Here is a 14,389-nt window from a genome sequence, read left to right as displayed (position 1 = left end):
GCACTGTTCGTTCCGCGCCATGACTCGGCGCTGTGGCGTACATACGAGACACACCATAACGCGATGTATCGCGTCTCTCAACGGGATTACCCGATCGAGTGACAAAGTGACTCCGACCTGCGCTTTCGCCCGTCGGGGCCTCGACCGACGACCGCTCGCGTCTCAGCCGATGACCGTGTAGCCCGCCTCGCGCAGGGCCTGGCCGACCTCGGCGCAGTGCGTGCGGCCCTTCGTCTCCAGGTGCAGCTCGACCTCCGCCTCCGTGAGCCCGAGCCGTGGGTCGGTCCGTACGTGACTCACATCGAGGACGTTAGCGTCCACCACTGACAACACACCCAAAAGCGTGGCGAGCGCGCCCGGCCGGTCCGTCAGCCGCAGCCGTACGGCGAGGTAGCGGCCCTGCGCGGCCATGCCGTGCCGCAGGACCCGCTCCAGCAGCACCGGGTCGACGTTGCCGCCGGACAGCACCGCGACGACCGGGCCCTCGAAGGCGCCGGGGTCGCTCAGCAGCGCCGCGACGGGGCTCGCGCCGGCCGGCTCGACGACCAGCTTGGCCCGCTCCAGACACAGCAGCAGGGCGGTGGCCAGCTCGTCCTCGCTGACCGTGCGGACCTCGTCCACCAGGTCGCCGATGATCCGGAACGGCACGTCACCGGGCCTGCCGACCCTGATCCCGTCCGCCATCGTCACCGGGTTGTCGACCGCGACCGGGTGCCCGGCCGCCAGCGAGGGCGGGTACGCCGCCGCGCCTGCCGCCTGCACGCCCACGATCCGCACGTCGGGGCGCAGCGACTTCACCGCCATCGCGATACCCGCCGCGAGCCCGCCCCCGCCGATGCCGACGACGATCGTCCGCACCTCCGGGCACTGCTCGAGGATCTCCAGGCCGACCGTGCCCTGGCCCGCGATGATGTCCGGGTGGTCGAAGGGGTGGATGAACACCGCGCCCGTCTCGGCGGCGTACTCCTGCGCCGCGGCGAGCGTCTCGTCGACCACCTGGCCGTGCAGGCGCACCTCGGCGCCGTAGTCCTGGGTGGCGCTGATCTTGGGCAGCGGGGCGCCCTTCGGCATGAACACCGTCGAGCGCACGCCGAGCAGCGACGACGCGAGGGCGACGCCCTGCGCGTGGTTGCCGGCGCTCGCGGCCACGACCCCCGCCGCCCGCTCCTCCGGGAGCAGCCCGGCGATCCGGACGTAGCCGCCGCGCAGCTTGAACGATCCCGTCCGCTGGAGGTTCTCGCATTTGAGGTGCACCGGCGCGCCCACCAGCTGGGACAGGTGCCTGCTGCCCTCCATCGCCGTCACGCGCGACACGCCGGACAGCATCTTCTGGGCCCCGCGCACGTCGTCGAGGGTGACGGGAGGCAAGGAGTCAGCCGTGCTGTAGCTCATGACCCAAGTCTCGCAGTTCACAGGCGCAAGGCCCTGGTGTGACCAAGCACCGAGATGGGTTTGCGCAGCGCCGGTACACCCCGCGTCCGGGCCGCGTACCCTGTCCCCCAACCCAGCACCCCCTTCATGAAGTGAGCCTCCGGCCATGCCCACAACACCTGAAATGTCGATGGACATGACGACCGTCGCTGACAGCGGTCTCCTCGACACGCTGCAGCACGAGGTGGCGGTGTTCGCCCGTCGTGCCGAACAGACCCGGCTCGGTGGGGTCGGGCAGGTGCGCAACTCCATGGACCGCGCCGCATACCTGCTGCTCAACCGCCTCGACAAGGAAGGTCCCATGGGCGTCAAGGCGCTCGCCGCGAGCATGGGGATCGACTCGTCGACGGTGACCCGGCAGGTGGCGCCGCTCGTCGACACCGGGCTCGTCAAGCGCACCTCGCACCCCGAGGACGGGCGGGCGGTGGTACTCCAGCTGTCCCCGCGCGGGCAGTCGCGGCTGGAGGAAGTGCGTTCGTCCCGGCGTCAGTTGATGGCCGAACTGACACAGGACTGGGCCCCGGAGGAGCGTGAGGCGTTCTGCACGCTCCTCACTCGCTTCAACACCGCGCTCTCCTCGCGGATGGCGGCGCAGGGAATCTCGGGCGCGGACACGCCCACGGCCTCCTGAGCGCCGATTCGGCACCGCGGGGACGCCCGTCGCCGTGCGGAATCCGCCGCCCGCACGCGCGCGTACTCGTGTGATCCGCTCCCGGCTCTTGACCCCGGGCCGTCACTGGCCTCATATGAAACCGGGTCCTCCTCGTGCGCGGCCGAAACGCGTCACGCGCGGGGGCCGGGGTCCGGTTCCTCAGGGTCGGTCAGGCGGGAGGGGCGGTGGGACGACGGCGAGTGGTCCAGGACGCCCGCCGGGACCGCGAGTTCGCGGCGTTCGTCGCGGGCGCGGCAGGGCGGCTGCTGCATGCCGCCACGCTGCTCACCGCTGAGCCGCCGGGCGACAACCCGCGCGCGCGGCGCCTGCTGACGCTGTCCCTGGCGCACACGTACGCGTGCTGGGACCGACTGCGCGGCGAGGACCCGTACGACCGCGCCCGCCAGTACCTGGCCACGCGCTTCTCCCGGGCCGTATGGCACCAGTACGGCCCTCTCGGCGCCCTCGGCCGGTCCCGCCCGCACCCCGACAGCCCACTCGCCCGGCTGTCCCCGCGGGAACGCCTGATCCTGGTCCTGCGACTGTACGAGGGGGTCGCCGAGGAGCAGGCGGCGGCCCTGCTCGGGCTCCCCAGGGAGCGCGTCCACGCGATCTGCGACCGGGCGACGGCGACCCTGCTGCATCCTCCGCGCGAGCCCGCGCGGGCCGTGCCGGTCCCGAAGGTGGTGTCGCCATGAATCGCGCCGAACGGGAAGCGGCCGTACGACGGATCATGGAGCGCACGCCGCCGCCTGTGCCGCCGGAGGTCTACGCGGAGGCCGTGCGGCGCGGCGGCCGCATGCTGCGTCGCAGGAAGGCCGCCGTGTTGCTGATGTGGCTGGTGCTGTTCGCCGCGACGATGGCGTTCATGGTGTGGGCGCTGACGGCCCGCCCCTGGGTGGAGCCGCCGTCGGAGACGACTCCACCGCTGACGGGCTGGTGACCCCTTCTCCGGTCCCCTGCCCTTCCCTGCCGCCCTGGGCTAGCCGAGCGCCTGCTGGAGGTCCTCCAGGAGGTCCTCCACGTTCTCGATGCCCACGGAGAGGCGGACGAGGTCGGCGGGGACCTCCAGGGCGGAGCCGGCCACGGACGCGTGGGTCATGCGGCCGGGGTGCTCGATGAGGGACTCGACGCCGCCCAGGGACTCGCCGAGCGTGAACACCTTGGCGCGGTTGCAGACCTCGACGGCCGCCTCCTCGCCACCGGTGACCCGGAAGGAGACCATGCCGCCGAACGCCTTCATCTGCTTGGCGGCGACCTCGTGACCGGGGTGCTCGGGCAGGCCCGGGTACAGAACGCTCGTCACGCGCGCGTGCCGGGTCAGCATGTCGGTGATCTTCATGGCGTTCTCGCTGTGCCGGTCCATGCGCACCGACAGCGTCTTGGTGCCGCGCAGCACCAGCCAGGAGTCGAAGGGCCCGGCGACCGCGCCCATCGCGTTCTGGTGGAAGGCCAGTTCGTCGCCCAGCCCCGAGTCGCTGACGATCAGCGCACCGCCGACGACGTCCGAGTGGCCGCCCATGTACTTGGTGAGGGAGTGCACCACGACGTCCGCGCCGAGGGACAGCGGCTGCTGCAGATACGGCGTGGCGAAGGTGTTGTCGACGACGAGCTTCGCGCCTGCGTCCCGGGCGATCTGGGCGACGGCCGCGATGTCGGTGATGCCGAGCAGCGGGTTGGAGGGGGTCTCCACCCACACGATCTTGGTCTTCGGAGTGATGGCGGCCCGGACGGCGGACGGATCGCTCGTGTCGGCGACCGACCACTCCACGCCCCATCGCGCGACGACCTTCGCGAACAGCCGGAACGTGCCGCCGTACGCGTCATTGGGGATGACCACGTGGTCGCCGGGGCTGAGCAGCGTACGCAACAGGCAGTCCTCGGCCGCCAGTCCGGACGCGAACGCGAGGCCGCGGCGGCCGCCCTCCAGGGCCGCGAGGTTCTCCTCCAGGGCGGTCCTCGTCGGATTGGCGCTCCGGCTGTACTCGTAGCCGCCGCGCAGGCCGCCGACGCCGTCCTGCTTGTAGGTGGAGACCTGGTAGATCGGCGGGACGACCGCGCCGGTGAGGGGATCGGCGGTGTTCCCCGCATGGATCGCGAGGGTCTCGAAGTGCTGACTGATGTGCCTGTCGCTCATGGGCACCGAGCGTAATGCGCGAACGGGGCGGATGCCGGACGGCAGGGATTCCCGGCCGATTCCCGGCCCCACTGGGCCCGCCCGGCCCACTCGGCCCGCTCACCACGGACCCCGTTTTCCACGGGCCCGCACGCCACGGAACTCGTTTTCCACAGGCTGCCCGACCTCGTTCGCCAATTGTCGGCGGCGTCTGGAACGCTGGAGGCATGGAAATTCTCTGGGTCCTGATCGCGCTGGTCATGATCGGCTTTGTGGTCGTGCCGTTCATGAGGCGCAGGCGGGGCATGATCGAGCAGGTCCACCCCGGCCACCCGGACGCCGCGGACCCGGCGAATTACGGCTTCGTACGGCAGGAGGAGCTGGACGTCCGCATGCCCGGCCCCGACCAGGACCTGCTGGACGTCCTGGATCTGGTGCAGCGCACGCAGGACTACAAGGCGGCGTCCCAGCTCCTCGCGGGCACCGAGGCGGAGGGCGAGCGGCGCTGGCAGCGCGTGCAGGCCTTCGCGGGCGCCGCGTCGCTGGAGCTGCAGCAGCGGCCGGGCGGCGTGAGTGAGTCGCCGGGCGGGCAGTGGCTGCGGGTGTGGCGCACCGAGCAGCCCAAGGACGCCGGCGGGGCGGCCGTGCACGCGGAGTTCCTGGTCCAGCAGGCGTGGCGCACGGCGACGCCGGGCACTGACGAGTTCCGGATCATCATGGAGGAGGCGAAGTCGGCGTGCGGAGAGGCGGCGCTGCTCGCCCCCGGTGACCCGATTCCGTACATCGTCGAGCTGTCGGTCGCGCGAGGACTCGCCTACTCGCGGCCGGAGTTCGAGCAGCTCTGGCTGAAGATCCTGGACCGCGCCCCGTCCCACATGGGCGCGCACCTGGCGGCCCTGCACTACTGGTGCGAGAAGTGGCACGGCTCGCGGAAGCTGGCGTACGAGTTCGCGGAAGCGGCGGCGGCCCGCGCACCCCAGGGCTCCCTCCTCGCCGCCATGCCGCTGTTCGCGGTCTTCGAGCACCTGCCCGAGGTGAACCTGGTCAGCGGCTTCTACCAGAGCGAGGTCGTGACGAAGGCGATCCACGGCGCCCTGTACGCGGTGCACGCGGCCCGCCACGACGACCCGATGCTGGCGCACGTACGCCACCTGCTGGTGTTCTTCCTGGTCCGCGGCGAGCGTTGGGCCGAGGCCATGGACCAGCTGATACACGTCGACGGCCACATCGGCGCCCTCCCCTGGACCCTGTCGCCCGACCCGGCCGCCGAGTTCGCGGTCTACCGGGCGCTGGCCGTGGCGGGCTACGAGGCCAACGGCGGCAGCCCGGCGACCCTGCCGCACTGAGCCGCGCACCCACCCCAAAGAATCCTCATTGCCGCACTGACCTGCGGTAGGGCATACTCCGCTTCCCCCCACAACACTTCGTCATGTCCATTTCTCGTGGGGGGAATTGCCCAACATGGGGGCAACTCTGCGTGCCGTGCGCGCGCTCATCCTGCTCGCCGGGTTCTATCTGCTCGGTTTCGTCATGCTCGGCGTACTCGTCGCCGTCGACTGGGGCGTCGCGGAGGGCGGGGTGGGGAGCGTCACCGCCAAGGTGTGGATCGTCAGCGCGCTGCTGGCGATCCCCATCGTGCAGGGCATGTTCGCGCTGCGCACGCCCAAGGACGAACCGCTGCCCGGCCTGCCCGTGACCGAGCAGCAGGAGCCGGCGCTCTGGGCGGCCGTACGCACCCTGGCCGAGGAGACCGGGACGCGCGCGCCGGACGAGATCGTCCTGACCCCGGACGTGAACGCGGCCGTCGCCGAGGACGCGACGTTCCTCGGTCTCAAGCCCGGCCGGCGGCGTATGTACATCGGGCTGCCGCTGATGGCGGGGCTGAGCGAACCGCAGCTGCGGGCCGTGCTGGCCCATGAGTTCGGGCACTACACGAACCACGACACCCGCCTCTCCGCGATCACCCTGCGCGGCCGCCTCCAGGTGATGCGCACCGTCGCCAGCCTGCACGAGCGTTCCCGCAAGAAGGTCGCCAAGGAGGAGTCCAAGCAGGAGAAGAAGAACGCCAAGCGGCTCGCCAAGGGAAAGAAGACGGGCGCGGTCGACGCCGGGACGGCGGGCCTGAGTTACCGCCTCGCCGCCAAGCCGTTCCTCTGGTACGGCACCTTCTACCTGCGCGCCTCCCAGGGCGTGGGCCGGCGCCAAGAGCTCGCCGCCGACGTGGCCGCCGCGCGTATCGCCGGCCGCGACGCCACCGCGTCCGCGCTGCGCGAGATCCCCGTCCTGGACTCCGCCCACGGCTTCTACATGCAGTCGTACGCGACCCTCGGCACCGGCGCCGGACTGCTGCCGCCGCCCGGCGAGGTCTTCGGCGGGCTGCGCCATCTGCTGGCCGGGCGCGCCGACGAGCTGGACGAGATGCGGCGGGCCCTGCCCGAGGAGGAGCAGTCGCCGTACGACTCCCACCCGCCGGTCGCCGAGCGCATCGCCCGCGTCGAGCAGCTCCCCGACGACGGCCGCGCCCTGACCGGAGCCCGCCCCGCGCTCTCCCTGCTCACCGACCCGGCCCACGCCTTCACGGCACTGGAGCGGGCCGCCCTCACCCCCGAGGCCCATCAGCTGCGCCGCACCGCCGACTGGACCCAGCTGGTCAACGAGTCGATGCTCTGGCACGCCGGCCAGGACGCCGAGCCGCTGCGCGCGGCCGTTACCGAGATCCACGGCGGTGACGGCTCCCTGGCCTCCTTCCTGGACGCCGTCGACGCGGGCCGGCTGTGGCAGATGGCCGACCGCCTGCCCAAGTCGCAGGAGGCGCAGGCCGCCACGGGCCGCGCGGCACGCGAGTTCTCGCGCCCCCAGGTGCGCGCCCGCCTCTCCCGCATGGTCGTCGCCGAGTTCGTCCGCGCCGGCCGGGCCCACTGGGAGCTGTCCTGGTCGGACTCGGCACGGCTGCGGCTGCCGGACGGTTACGAGGAGGCGCTGAAGCAGGCGCTGGACGCGGTGGTGGAGGACGTACCGGACACGCGGGAACTGCGGCAGTTGCTGGCGCGGAAGCACTGACCGACACCGAGGGCAGAGCGATGCCGGCTTCGAGGCCGGCACATTTCCGAGGCCCGACATCGAGCACACGCCGCACCCTCGCCGTCCTCCCTCCCCGTCCTCCCTCCCCCCTTCCCTTTCTCCTCCCCCGTTCGCCGCTCAAGCCCCTCACTGCTCAAGGACGTAGACACCCATGAGTCACATACTCCCGATCGTCGTGATCCTGCTCGCGATCTACTCCTGGTACCGCGCGCAGAAGAAGTCCGCCCCGAGCGGAGGCGGCGCAGCCGTGCGCAACCGGGATCTGTCCAAGGCCGCCGCCCGGCTGGGCTTCCTGCCCGGCGAGCGGCTGGACACCGACCGGGCCTACGCCCCCGACCCGCGGATCGCGGCCGCACGGGAGGCCGTACGGGCCGGGGACTGGAAGGCCGGCGCGCAGTTCCTGGCCGATGCCGGGCGGGACTGGCAGGAGCGGGACCGGCGCTCGAGTGTGCTGGCCGACGAGGCCGTCAAGGACGACTCCTGGCTGCTGGCCTGGCGCACGGAGCGGCCGGAGGACCCCGACGCGGCCCTGGTGTACGCGGAGTCAATGATCTACCTCGCCTGGGAGGTCCGCGGCTCGGCGACCGCCAAGCACACCACACAGGAGCAGTTCGCGGGCTTCCGCCGCATCCTGGACCAGGCCCGTGAGGCGTGTGCGCGGGCGCAGGCGCTGGCCGGGGACGACCCGTGCCCGTTCATCGTGGAGATCCCACTGGCGAAGGGCCTCGGGTACCCGCACGAGAGGTTCGAGGAGATCTGGGCCGAGATCGTCAAGCGCGACCCGCACCACCTGGCCGCGCACACCTCCGCCCTCCAGTACTGGTGCGCGAAGTGGCGTGGCTCGCACGAGCTGGCGGAGGGCTTCGCCCGGTCCGCGGCGGAGAAGGGCGCGCCGGGGCAGCTGCTGACCCTGCTGCCGCTGGAGGCGTACTTCGAGTACGAGATCCAGGACTCCGACCTGGAGCAGGACGAGTTCTACAAGCGCCCTGAGATCGTCGCGGCGGTCGACGCCGCCCTGGTCGACGTGGCGGCCGCGGCTGCCGCGGACCCCGAGGACTGGCGAATCCCGCAGGTCCGCCACCTGCTGGCCAGCCTGCTGTTCTGGCAGGACCGGTACGAGGCGGCGGCGGAGCAGTTCCGGCTGGTCGACGGGTACATCAACGCCGTGCCGTGGTCGTACCGCGGCGGCCGGGACGCGATGATCAAGGCGTATGTGCAGCAACGGGACTTCAGCGCCGCGCAGGTGGTGAAGGCGCGGGGCGGAATCTGAGCGCCCGGCCGTACGTTGAGGCGGGTACAGCAGTCGTCGCCCCTTCGGGCTGCGCTGTGCCCGCGAGGAAGGAACCCTCATGCTCTTCGGCCGTACGCCCGTCCTGCCCACCCCCGAGCAGGCACTGCAGGGCCGTCCGGAACCGATTTTCCCGGTCCCCGACCGCCACACGGTCCTCGGCAACCCGCTCCTCGGCCCCTACCCGGAGGGCCTGGAGATCGCCGACTTCGGACTGGGCTGCTTCTGGGGCGCCGAGCGCAAGTTCTGGCAGCTCCCGGCGGGCGTGTGGACGACCCTGGTCGGCTACCAGGGCGGGCACACCGAGAACCCCACCTACGAGGAGGTCTGCTCGGGCCTGACCGGCCACACGGAGGCCGTCCGCGTGGTCTTCGACCCGAGCGTCATCTCGTACGAAAGCCTCCTCAAGACCTTCTGGGAGTCCCACGACCCCACGCAGGGCTTCCGCCAGGGCAACGACGTCGGCACGCAGTACCGCTCGGCGCTCCACCCGCACACCCCGGAACAGACGAAGACGGCCGAGGCGTCCCGCAGGTCCTACCAAGAGGTCCTGACCCGCTCCGGCTACGGCACGATCACCACGGAGATACTGCCCGCCCAGGGCCGGGTCTTCTATCCGGCGGAGGGATATCACCAGCAGTACCTGGACAAGAACCCCGCCGGGTACTGCGGCATCGGCGGCACCGGTGTCTCCTGCCCGGTGGGCGTGGCCAAGGCCGACGGCTGATCCGACGTGAGCGACGACGAGAAGATCTCACGGCTGTTTGCAGCTCTCGGCGCTGACGATCCGCACAGCTGGGCTGAGTCAGAGATTGAGGAGAACCTTCCTCAGCTGGCTCGGTACCGCTTCCTGCGAGCACTGTCGCAAGACATTCAGGCGTGGGACACGTCTTCGGTCAACTCCCTCCGCGACGCCAGTGACGCGGAGGGGGCGATCGAGTCGGATCCCACGATGGATCTCGGGCGCCTTGCTCGCCTCGTCGCCCGAGAGACGGCCTTCAGCGTCCTGTGCCGACTGGCGGACCCGGACAGCGACGACCTCCCCGCCGACATCCGACAGCAACTGCCTGGATGGGTCCTCACGGAGACGACGCCCGCCGGAGAGCCGACGCATCGCTCGCTGGATTGTCTGTACGAGGACCTCAACACCGTGATCGACTCCTCGGGCGACACGCCACCGGGCAAGACGATCGCGGCAGGCTGGATCTGGTTGACCAATCTCCGTCCCTTCTGCGAGTACCTCGCGGCGGAAGTGGAATACGACTTCGACGACAGCGACTGGTTGGCCATCGACACGGCCCTGCCCGAGACCGACGACGACCAACCACGCTCGGCCTGGTACACGTACCCCCTCGTCGGGCGCGACCGCATCGATCTCCAGATCGCCCGATCCGTGAACGGCGACGAGGTCTCCGTGAGTGCCCGGGGAACCGTGGCCAGCCGCGTCCGAAGCCGTGTTGAGCTGCTCTTCGACATCATGGCGCGCTACGAGCTCGCACCGTAATGAACTTGAGTACCCGGACAAGAACAAGTCGCCCGTGCGGCTTTGACCTTGACACGGTGACAAGGCCTTCACTGTTCGCCGAGGAGGTGGTCCCGATGACCATGACGCGGCAGGACACGGAGGCGACAGGAGCGCTGCGGGCGCTGGAGGACGGCCGTTCGTCCGTGCGGCTGCGGGCGGCTCTGGCGGTCGGCACGACGCCGGATCCGCGCTTCGTCGACAAGATCGTCGAGCGATGCGCGATCGAGCCCGAGTTCTTCGTCCGCGACATGCTGACCTGGGCGCTCACCCGCCACCCGGTGTCCCTGACGCTCCCCCGGCTGCTTCGCGAAGTCCGCTCGGAGCGGGCGCAGGCACGGAGCCAGGCGCTGCACACGCTGTCCAAGATCGGGGACCGGCAGGCGTGGCCGGCGATCACGCGGGCGCTTCTGTCCGACGCCGACGACGAGGTGGCGCGGAGCGCCTGGCGGGCCGCTGTCCTGCTCGTGCCGGACGGCGAGGAGTCCGGGCTGGCCGCCGTACTGGCGACACAGCTCGGGCGCGGTGAGCGGGAGACGCAGCTGAGCCTCAGCAGGGCGCTGGTCGCACTGGGTGAGGCCGTTGCGCCGGCACTGCGTACTGCGGCGACAGCTGCTGACGGGCATGTGCGCACGCACGCGCTCGCCACGGAACGGCTGCTGCACGACCCCGATGCCGGGTTCGAGTTCGCGATCGAGGAGGCGAAGCGCATCGTTGCCCTCGGCGGGTCCGGCCAGGAGGAACGATAGGAAGTGTTGATCGGTGAGGTGGCGCGACGGTCCGGGGTCAGTGCCCGCATGCTCAGGCATTACGAGTCGCTCGGCCTGTTGCGGCCCTCGGGTCGTACGGGCTCCGGCTATCGGGAGTACTCCGGCGACGACATCCGGCGGATCTTCCACATCGAGAGCCTGAGGTCGCTGGGGCTGTCGCTGCGTGAGATCGGACGCGCGCTCGACGATCCCGGCTTCACGCCCTCGGCGCTCGTCGACGACCTCATCCGTCAGACACACGAACGCCTCGCGGCCGAGACCGAGCTGCTCACACGGCTCCGCCGGATCGATGCCGCGGAACCCGCCGACTGGGAGGACGTCCTCCAAGTCGTCGCGTTCCTCCAGGCGCTGGGGTCGAAGAGCGCTGCCGCCCGCCAGCGCGCGGCCCTCTCCTCGGCCGGCGAGGTTCCGGTGCCGGTGGAAGCCCTGGTCGAGGCGGTACTGCGGGAGTCTGAGCCGAACGTCGCCGGAGCTCTTCGATGGGCGCTGGCGCGTTCGGGCGACGACGGCACGGCGCTGCTGGCGGAGGGCCTCGGCTCACCGGTGGCCGCGGTGCGGGAACGAGCTGTCCAGTCTCTCGCCGAGATGCCCGGTGACGAGGCCACCGCCCGGCTGCGGGACGCCCTCGCGAACCCCGATGCGGTGGTCCGCGGCCAGGCGGCTCTGACGCTCGGGACGCGTGGAGTGGCCGAGGCGATCCCGGAGCTCATCGACATGATCGTGGTGGGAAGGAACGACACCGATGCCGCCGACGCACTGAGCATGCTGGCGAGCGACACCGCGACGGTGGATCCGACCGCCGTGGATCGGATCGCCGTGGATCAGATCGCCATGGATCAGACCGCCGTGGATCAGATCGCCATGGATCAGACCGCCGTGGATCAGATCGCCACCGGGCTCGTCGATCGCCTCGCCCACGACACCACCGAAGCGCCCGCACGCGTACGGCTGACGCAGGCCTTGGCGGACATCCCGGGGAGCACGGCTTCGGATGCCCTCGTGGAGCTGTCGCAGGACGGGGACCGTGCCGTTGCGGTGACCGCGACGTACCTTCTTCGGCTACGCGACGTACGGTGACGGACGTACTCATCCGGGCGTGCCGCGGATACGGCGGAGCCTGTGCCAGTCAGCTCCGCCGTCCGCCGGGCCGCCTCGCGGTCAGCCCTCGGCGCGGGCGGGCAGCCGCCATCCCGGGCGCGGGAAGTGGCAGGTGTAGCCCTCCGGGTAACGCTGCAGGTAGTCCTGGTGCTCGGGCTCGGCCTCCCAGAAGGGGCCCACCGGCTCGACCTCGGTGACGACCTTGCCGGGCCACAGGCCGGAGGCGTCCACATCCGCGATCGTGTCCTCGGCGATCCGCTTCTGCTCGTCGTCCACGTAGTAGATCGCCGAGCGGTAGCTGAGGCCCATGTCGTTGCCCTGGCGGTTCTTCGTGCTCGGGTCGTGGATCTGGAAGAAGAACTCCAAAAGCGCGCGGTAGTCCGTCTGCGAAGGGTCGTAAAGGATCTCGATCGCCTCCGCGTGCGTGCCGTGGTTACGGTACGTCGCGTTCGGCACGTCGCCCCCGGTGTAGCCCACCCGGGTCGCCGTCACGCCCGGCAGTCGGCGGATCAGCTCCTCCATCCCCCAGAAGCATCCGCCCGCCAGCACGGCCCTCTGCGTCTGCGCAGCCATCGTGGCCCTCCAATATCCGTCTGCTCGGTCACTCGGGCTGCTCTGCTCGCACACACCGGCATCCCATGCCCACCTCCCTCAACGCCTGAGGGGGCCAGGCGATTCCGAGTCCGAATCCGAGGACGAATTCCGAGTCCAGCGACCTCCGCCAACCGGTTTCGCCGTCCGATTCCGAGTCCACCGGCCTCCGTCAGCCGGTTTCGCCCCTCCCCTCCGACTCGGCAGTCCCGTCCGTGGTCGTCGCGGGCTTCGTATAGAGGACCTCCCGCGCCTGCTCCGCGGCGCGCGCCGTGCTTTCGGATACGAAGTCGAGGAAGCGGGCGATGTTGTCGAGGCGGGTGGCGGCCGGGGTGCCGGGGCCGAGGACGCCGACGCCCTGCCGTGCGGTCACGACGACCTGGGCGATGGCGCGGGCGCTGGCCATCAGCGATTCGTACCAGACGTCGTCGTCGACGACGTAGCGCTCGCGGCGGCGGTCGTCGCGTTCCCGGCGGACGAAGCCCTGACTGTCGAGGAACGTGATCGCCTTGGAGATGGACGCCGGGCTGACCTGAAGGCGCTGCACGAGTTCGGACGCGGTGAGGCTGCCCGCGTCGGTAATGGTGAGGCAGGCCATCACCCTCGACATCATCTTGGGCATGCCCGACTGCATGAAGACGGTCGTGAGCAGCTCCTCGTACTCGCGTACGGCCTCGGCGTCGCGTCCGTGAGCCTGCGGGGGCGCCTCCGATCCCCGGGGGGCGGCCTGCCTGCGCCGGTGGGCGCGGCGTTCGGTGGCGCGGTGGGCGAGGTCGGAGCGGTAGGCGGTCGGGCCGCCGTTGCGCATCACCTCGCGTGTGACCGTCGAGGTCGGACGGTCGAGGCGTCTGGCGATCTCCGCGTAGGCGAGGCCGTCGGCCAGTCCCAGCGCGATCTGCTGGCGTTCCTGCTGGGTGAGTCTGCCTCCGGGCACCACGTTCTCCTTCGCGCTTTCTGATGCCGCCCAGCATAGCGTTCACCTCCATTCCATTGCAACGAGCGAGCTGCTGCTGTTGCATTAAGTTCAAGACCGTTGCAACGAAATTTCATGTTTGACCTGCACTGATGACATCAATGCGCAACGACTTGATTGCGTGATCCTTGAATGCAACGTAGCTTTTCCTTCATCGGAAACAGCGAGTCAAGGAGAGCACGATGCAGAAGTTCGACACCCCCGCCCCCGTCTCCGCCGTCCTCGACATCCCCGCCGGACGCATCCGCCTCATCGCCGCCGACCGGGCCGACACCACCGTCGAGGTCCTGCCCGCGGACCCCTCCAAGAGCCGCGACGTGAAGGCGGCGGAGCAGACCGAGGTCGCCTACGGCGACGGCGTCCTGCGCGTCGAGGTCCCGGCGGCGACGAACCGGATCCTCGGCGCCTCCGGGTCGATCGAGGTGACGGTCCAACTGCCCGTCGGCTCCCGCGTCGAGGCGAAGGCGGCCGCCGCCGAACTCCGCGGCGTCGGACGGCTCGGCGACGTCGCCTTCGAAGGCGCACAGGGCACGGTCAAGCTCGACGAGACCGTCGGCGCCCGCCTCACCCTGCAGGCCGGCGACATCACGGTCGGCCTCCTCACCGGACCGGCGGAGATCAGCACCCAGAAGGGCGACCTCCACATCACCGAAGCCGTGCGCGGCACCGTCACGCTGCGCACCGAGCACGGCGCGATCTCGGTCGGCGCCGCCCGCGGGGTCTCCGCCTCCCTGGACGCCGGCACCACCTACGGCCGGATCCACAACACGCTCAAGAACGCCGACGGCGCCGCCGCCGGCCTGAACATCCACGCGACCACCGCCTACGGCGACGTCACCGCCCGAAGCCTCTGAACCGCCCGAAGCC

The 14,389-nt window shown here is 70.7% G+C and carries 15 protein-coding genes; 11 read left to right on the top strand and 4 right to left on the bottom strand.

Translation table 11 applies throughout. The annotated features are described in order from the left end of the window. Positions 1–162 precede the first annotated feature (162 nt). Positions 163–1,392 carry a threonine ammonia-lyase gene (gene ilvA / locus ACZ7M7_RS09290; protein WP_472114416.1) on the bottom strand — a complete coding sequence of 410 codons (1,230 nt, stop codon included), beginning with the start codon at positions 1,390–1,392 and terminating at the stop codon, positions 163–165. Positions 1,393–1,555: 163 nt separating this feature from the next. On the opposite strand from ilvA, the gene ACZ7M7_RS09285 reads away from it, so the two are divergent. The 3 genes from ACZ7M7_RS09285 (at position 1,556) to ACZ7M7_RS09275 (ending at position 3,026) form a co-directional block, all read left to right on the top strand. Beyond that, on the top strand, positions 1,556–2,062 hold the full coding sequence (locus ACZ7M7_RS09285; protein ID WP_383603766.1) for a MarR family winged helix-turn-helix transcriptional regulator: 507 nt from the start codon (positions 1,556–1,558) through the stop codon (positions 2,060–2,062). Between the two features lie 206 nt (positions 2,063–2,268). Next, a complete protein-coding gene (locus tag ACZ7M7_RS09280) occupies positions 2,269–2,781 on the top strand; it encodes a sigma factor-like helix-turn-helix DNA-binding protein (protein WP_383603614.1) in 513 nt (170 codons plus the stop codon). After that, the gene (locus tag ACZ7M7_RS09275) at positions 2,778–3,026 is read left to right on the top strand and encodes a hypothetical protein (protein WP_472114412.1); all 249 of its coding nucleotides are present in this window, start codon (positions 2,778–2,780) and stop codon (positions 3,024–3,026) included. Before ACZ7M7_RS09280 ends, ACZ7M7_RS09275 begins: the two co-directional genes overlap by 4 nt. A 39-nt stretch (positions 3,027–3,065) precedes the next feature. Here ACZ7M7_RS09275 and ACZ7M7_RS09270 read toward each other — a convergent pair whose 3' ends face one another. Next, complete coding sequence (locus ACZ7M7_RS09270) at positions 3,066–4,220, bottom strand: cystathionine gamma-synthase (RefSeq protein WP_383628004.1); 1,155 nt, start codon at positions 4,218–4,220, stop codon at positions 3,066–3,068. A gap of 206 nt (positions 4,221–4,426) precedes the next feature. Between ACZ7M7_RS09270 and ACZ7M7_RS09265 the strand changes: the two genes are divergently transcribed. From ACZ7M7_RS09265 to ACZ7M7_RS09235, 7 genes are all read left to right on the top strand, one after another. Continuing rightward, complete coding sequence (locus tag ACZ7M7_RS09265; RefSeq protein ID WP_383603623.1) at positions 4,427–5,545, top strand: hypothetical protein; 1,119 nt, start codon at positions 4,427–4,429, stop codon at positions 5,543–5,545. 115 nt (positions 5,546–5,660) lie between these two features. Then, the gene (locus ACZ7M7_RS09260; protein WP_472114409.1) at positions 5,661–7,259 is read left to right on the top strand and encodes a M48 family metalloprotease; all 1,599 of its coding nucleotides are present in this window, start codon (positions 5,661–5,663) and stop codon (positions 7,257–7,259) included. 172 nt (positions 7,260–7,431) lie between these two features. Further along, positions 7,432–8,550 carry a hypothetical protein gene (locus ACZ7M7_RS09255; protein WP_383627999.1) on the top strand — a complete coding sequence of 373 codons (1,119 nt, stop codon included), beginning with the start codon at positions 7,432–7,434 and terminating at the stop codon, positions 8,548–8,550. A gap of 79 nt (positions 8,551–8,629) precedes the next feature. Further along, positions 8,630–9,295: a peptide-methionine (S)-S-oxide reductase MsrA gene (gene msrA, locus ACZ7M7_RS09250; protein WP_472114406.1), complete on the top strand. Its 666-nt coding sequence runs from the start codon at positions 8,630–8,632 to the stop codon at positions 9,293–9,295. 6 nt (positions 9,296–9,301) lie between these two features. Beyond that, entirely contained in the window at positions 9,302–10,072 is a 771-nt protein-coding gene (locus ACZ7M7_RS09245; RefSeq protein WP_472114403.1) for a hypothetical protein, read from the top strand. Positions 10,073–10,167: 95 nt separating this feature from the next. After that, positions 10,168–10,839, top strand: coding sequence for a HEAT repeat domain-containing protein (locus ACZ7M7_RS09240; protein WP_472114400.1), 672 nt, complete (start codon positions 10,168–10,170; stop codon positions 10,837–10,839). A gap of 3 nt (positions 10,840–10,842) precedes the next feature. Beyond that, a complete protein-coding gene (locus ACZ7M7_RS09235) occupies positions 10,843–11,937 on the top strand; it encodes a MerR family transcriptional regulator (RefSeq protein WP_472114397.1) in 1,095 nt (364 codons plus the stop codon). 81 nt (positions 11,938–12,018) lie between these two features. Here ACZ7M7_RS09235 and msrA (ACZ7M7_RS09230) read toward each other — a convergent pair whose 3' ends face one another. Together msrA (ACZ7M7_RS09230) and ACZ7M7_RS09225 are read right to left on the bottom strand one after the other, a co-directional pair. Next, positions 12,019–12,531, bottom strand: coding sequence for a peptide-methionine (S)-S-oxide reductase MsrA (gene msrA, locus ACZ7M7_RS09230; protein WP_383603643.1), 513 nt, complete (start codon positions 12,529–12,531; stop codon positions 12,019–12,021). A 190-nt stretch (positions 12,532–12,721) separates the two neighbouring features. Beyond that, positions 12,722–13,483, bottom strand: coding sequence for a helix-turn-helix domain-containing protein (locus tag ACZ7M7_RS09225; protein WP_383603646.1), 762 nt, complete (start codon positions 13,481–13,483; stop codon positions 12,722–12,724). A gap of 221 nt (positions 13,484–13,704) precedes the next feature. Here ACZ7M7_RS09225 and ACZ7M7_RS09220 point away from each other — a divergent pair, with 221 nt between their 5' ends. Then, positions 13,705–14,376 carry a DUF4097 family beta strand repeat-containing protein gene (locus ACZ7M7_RS09220; protein WP_472114393.1) on the top strand — a complete coding sequence of 224 codons (672 nt, stop codon included), beginning with the start codon at positions 13,705–13,707 and terminating at the stop codon, positions 14,374–14,376. Positions 14,377–14,389: the final 13 nt, after the last annotated feature.

Source organism: Streptomyces sp. NPDC111606 (assembly GCF_055656945.1).
Note: the sequence above shows the minus strand (reverse complement) of the source record. Positions and strands in the feature narration are given on the sequence as shown.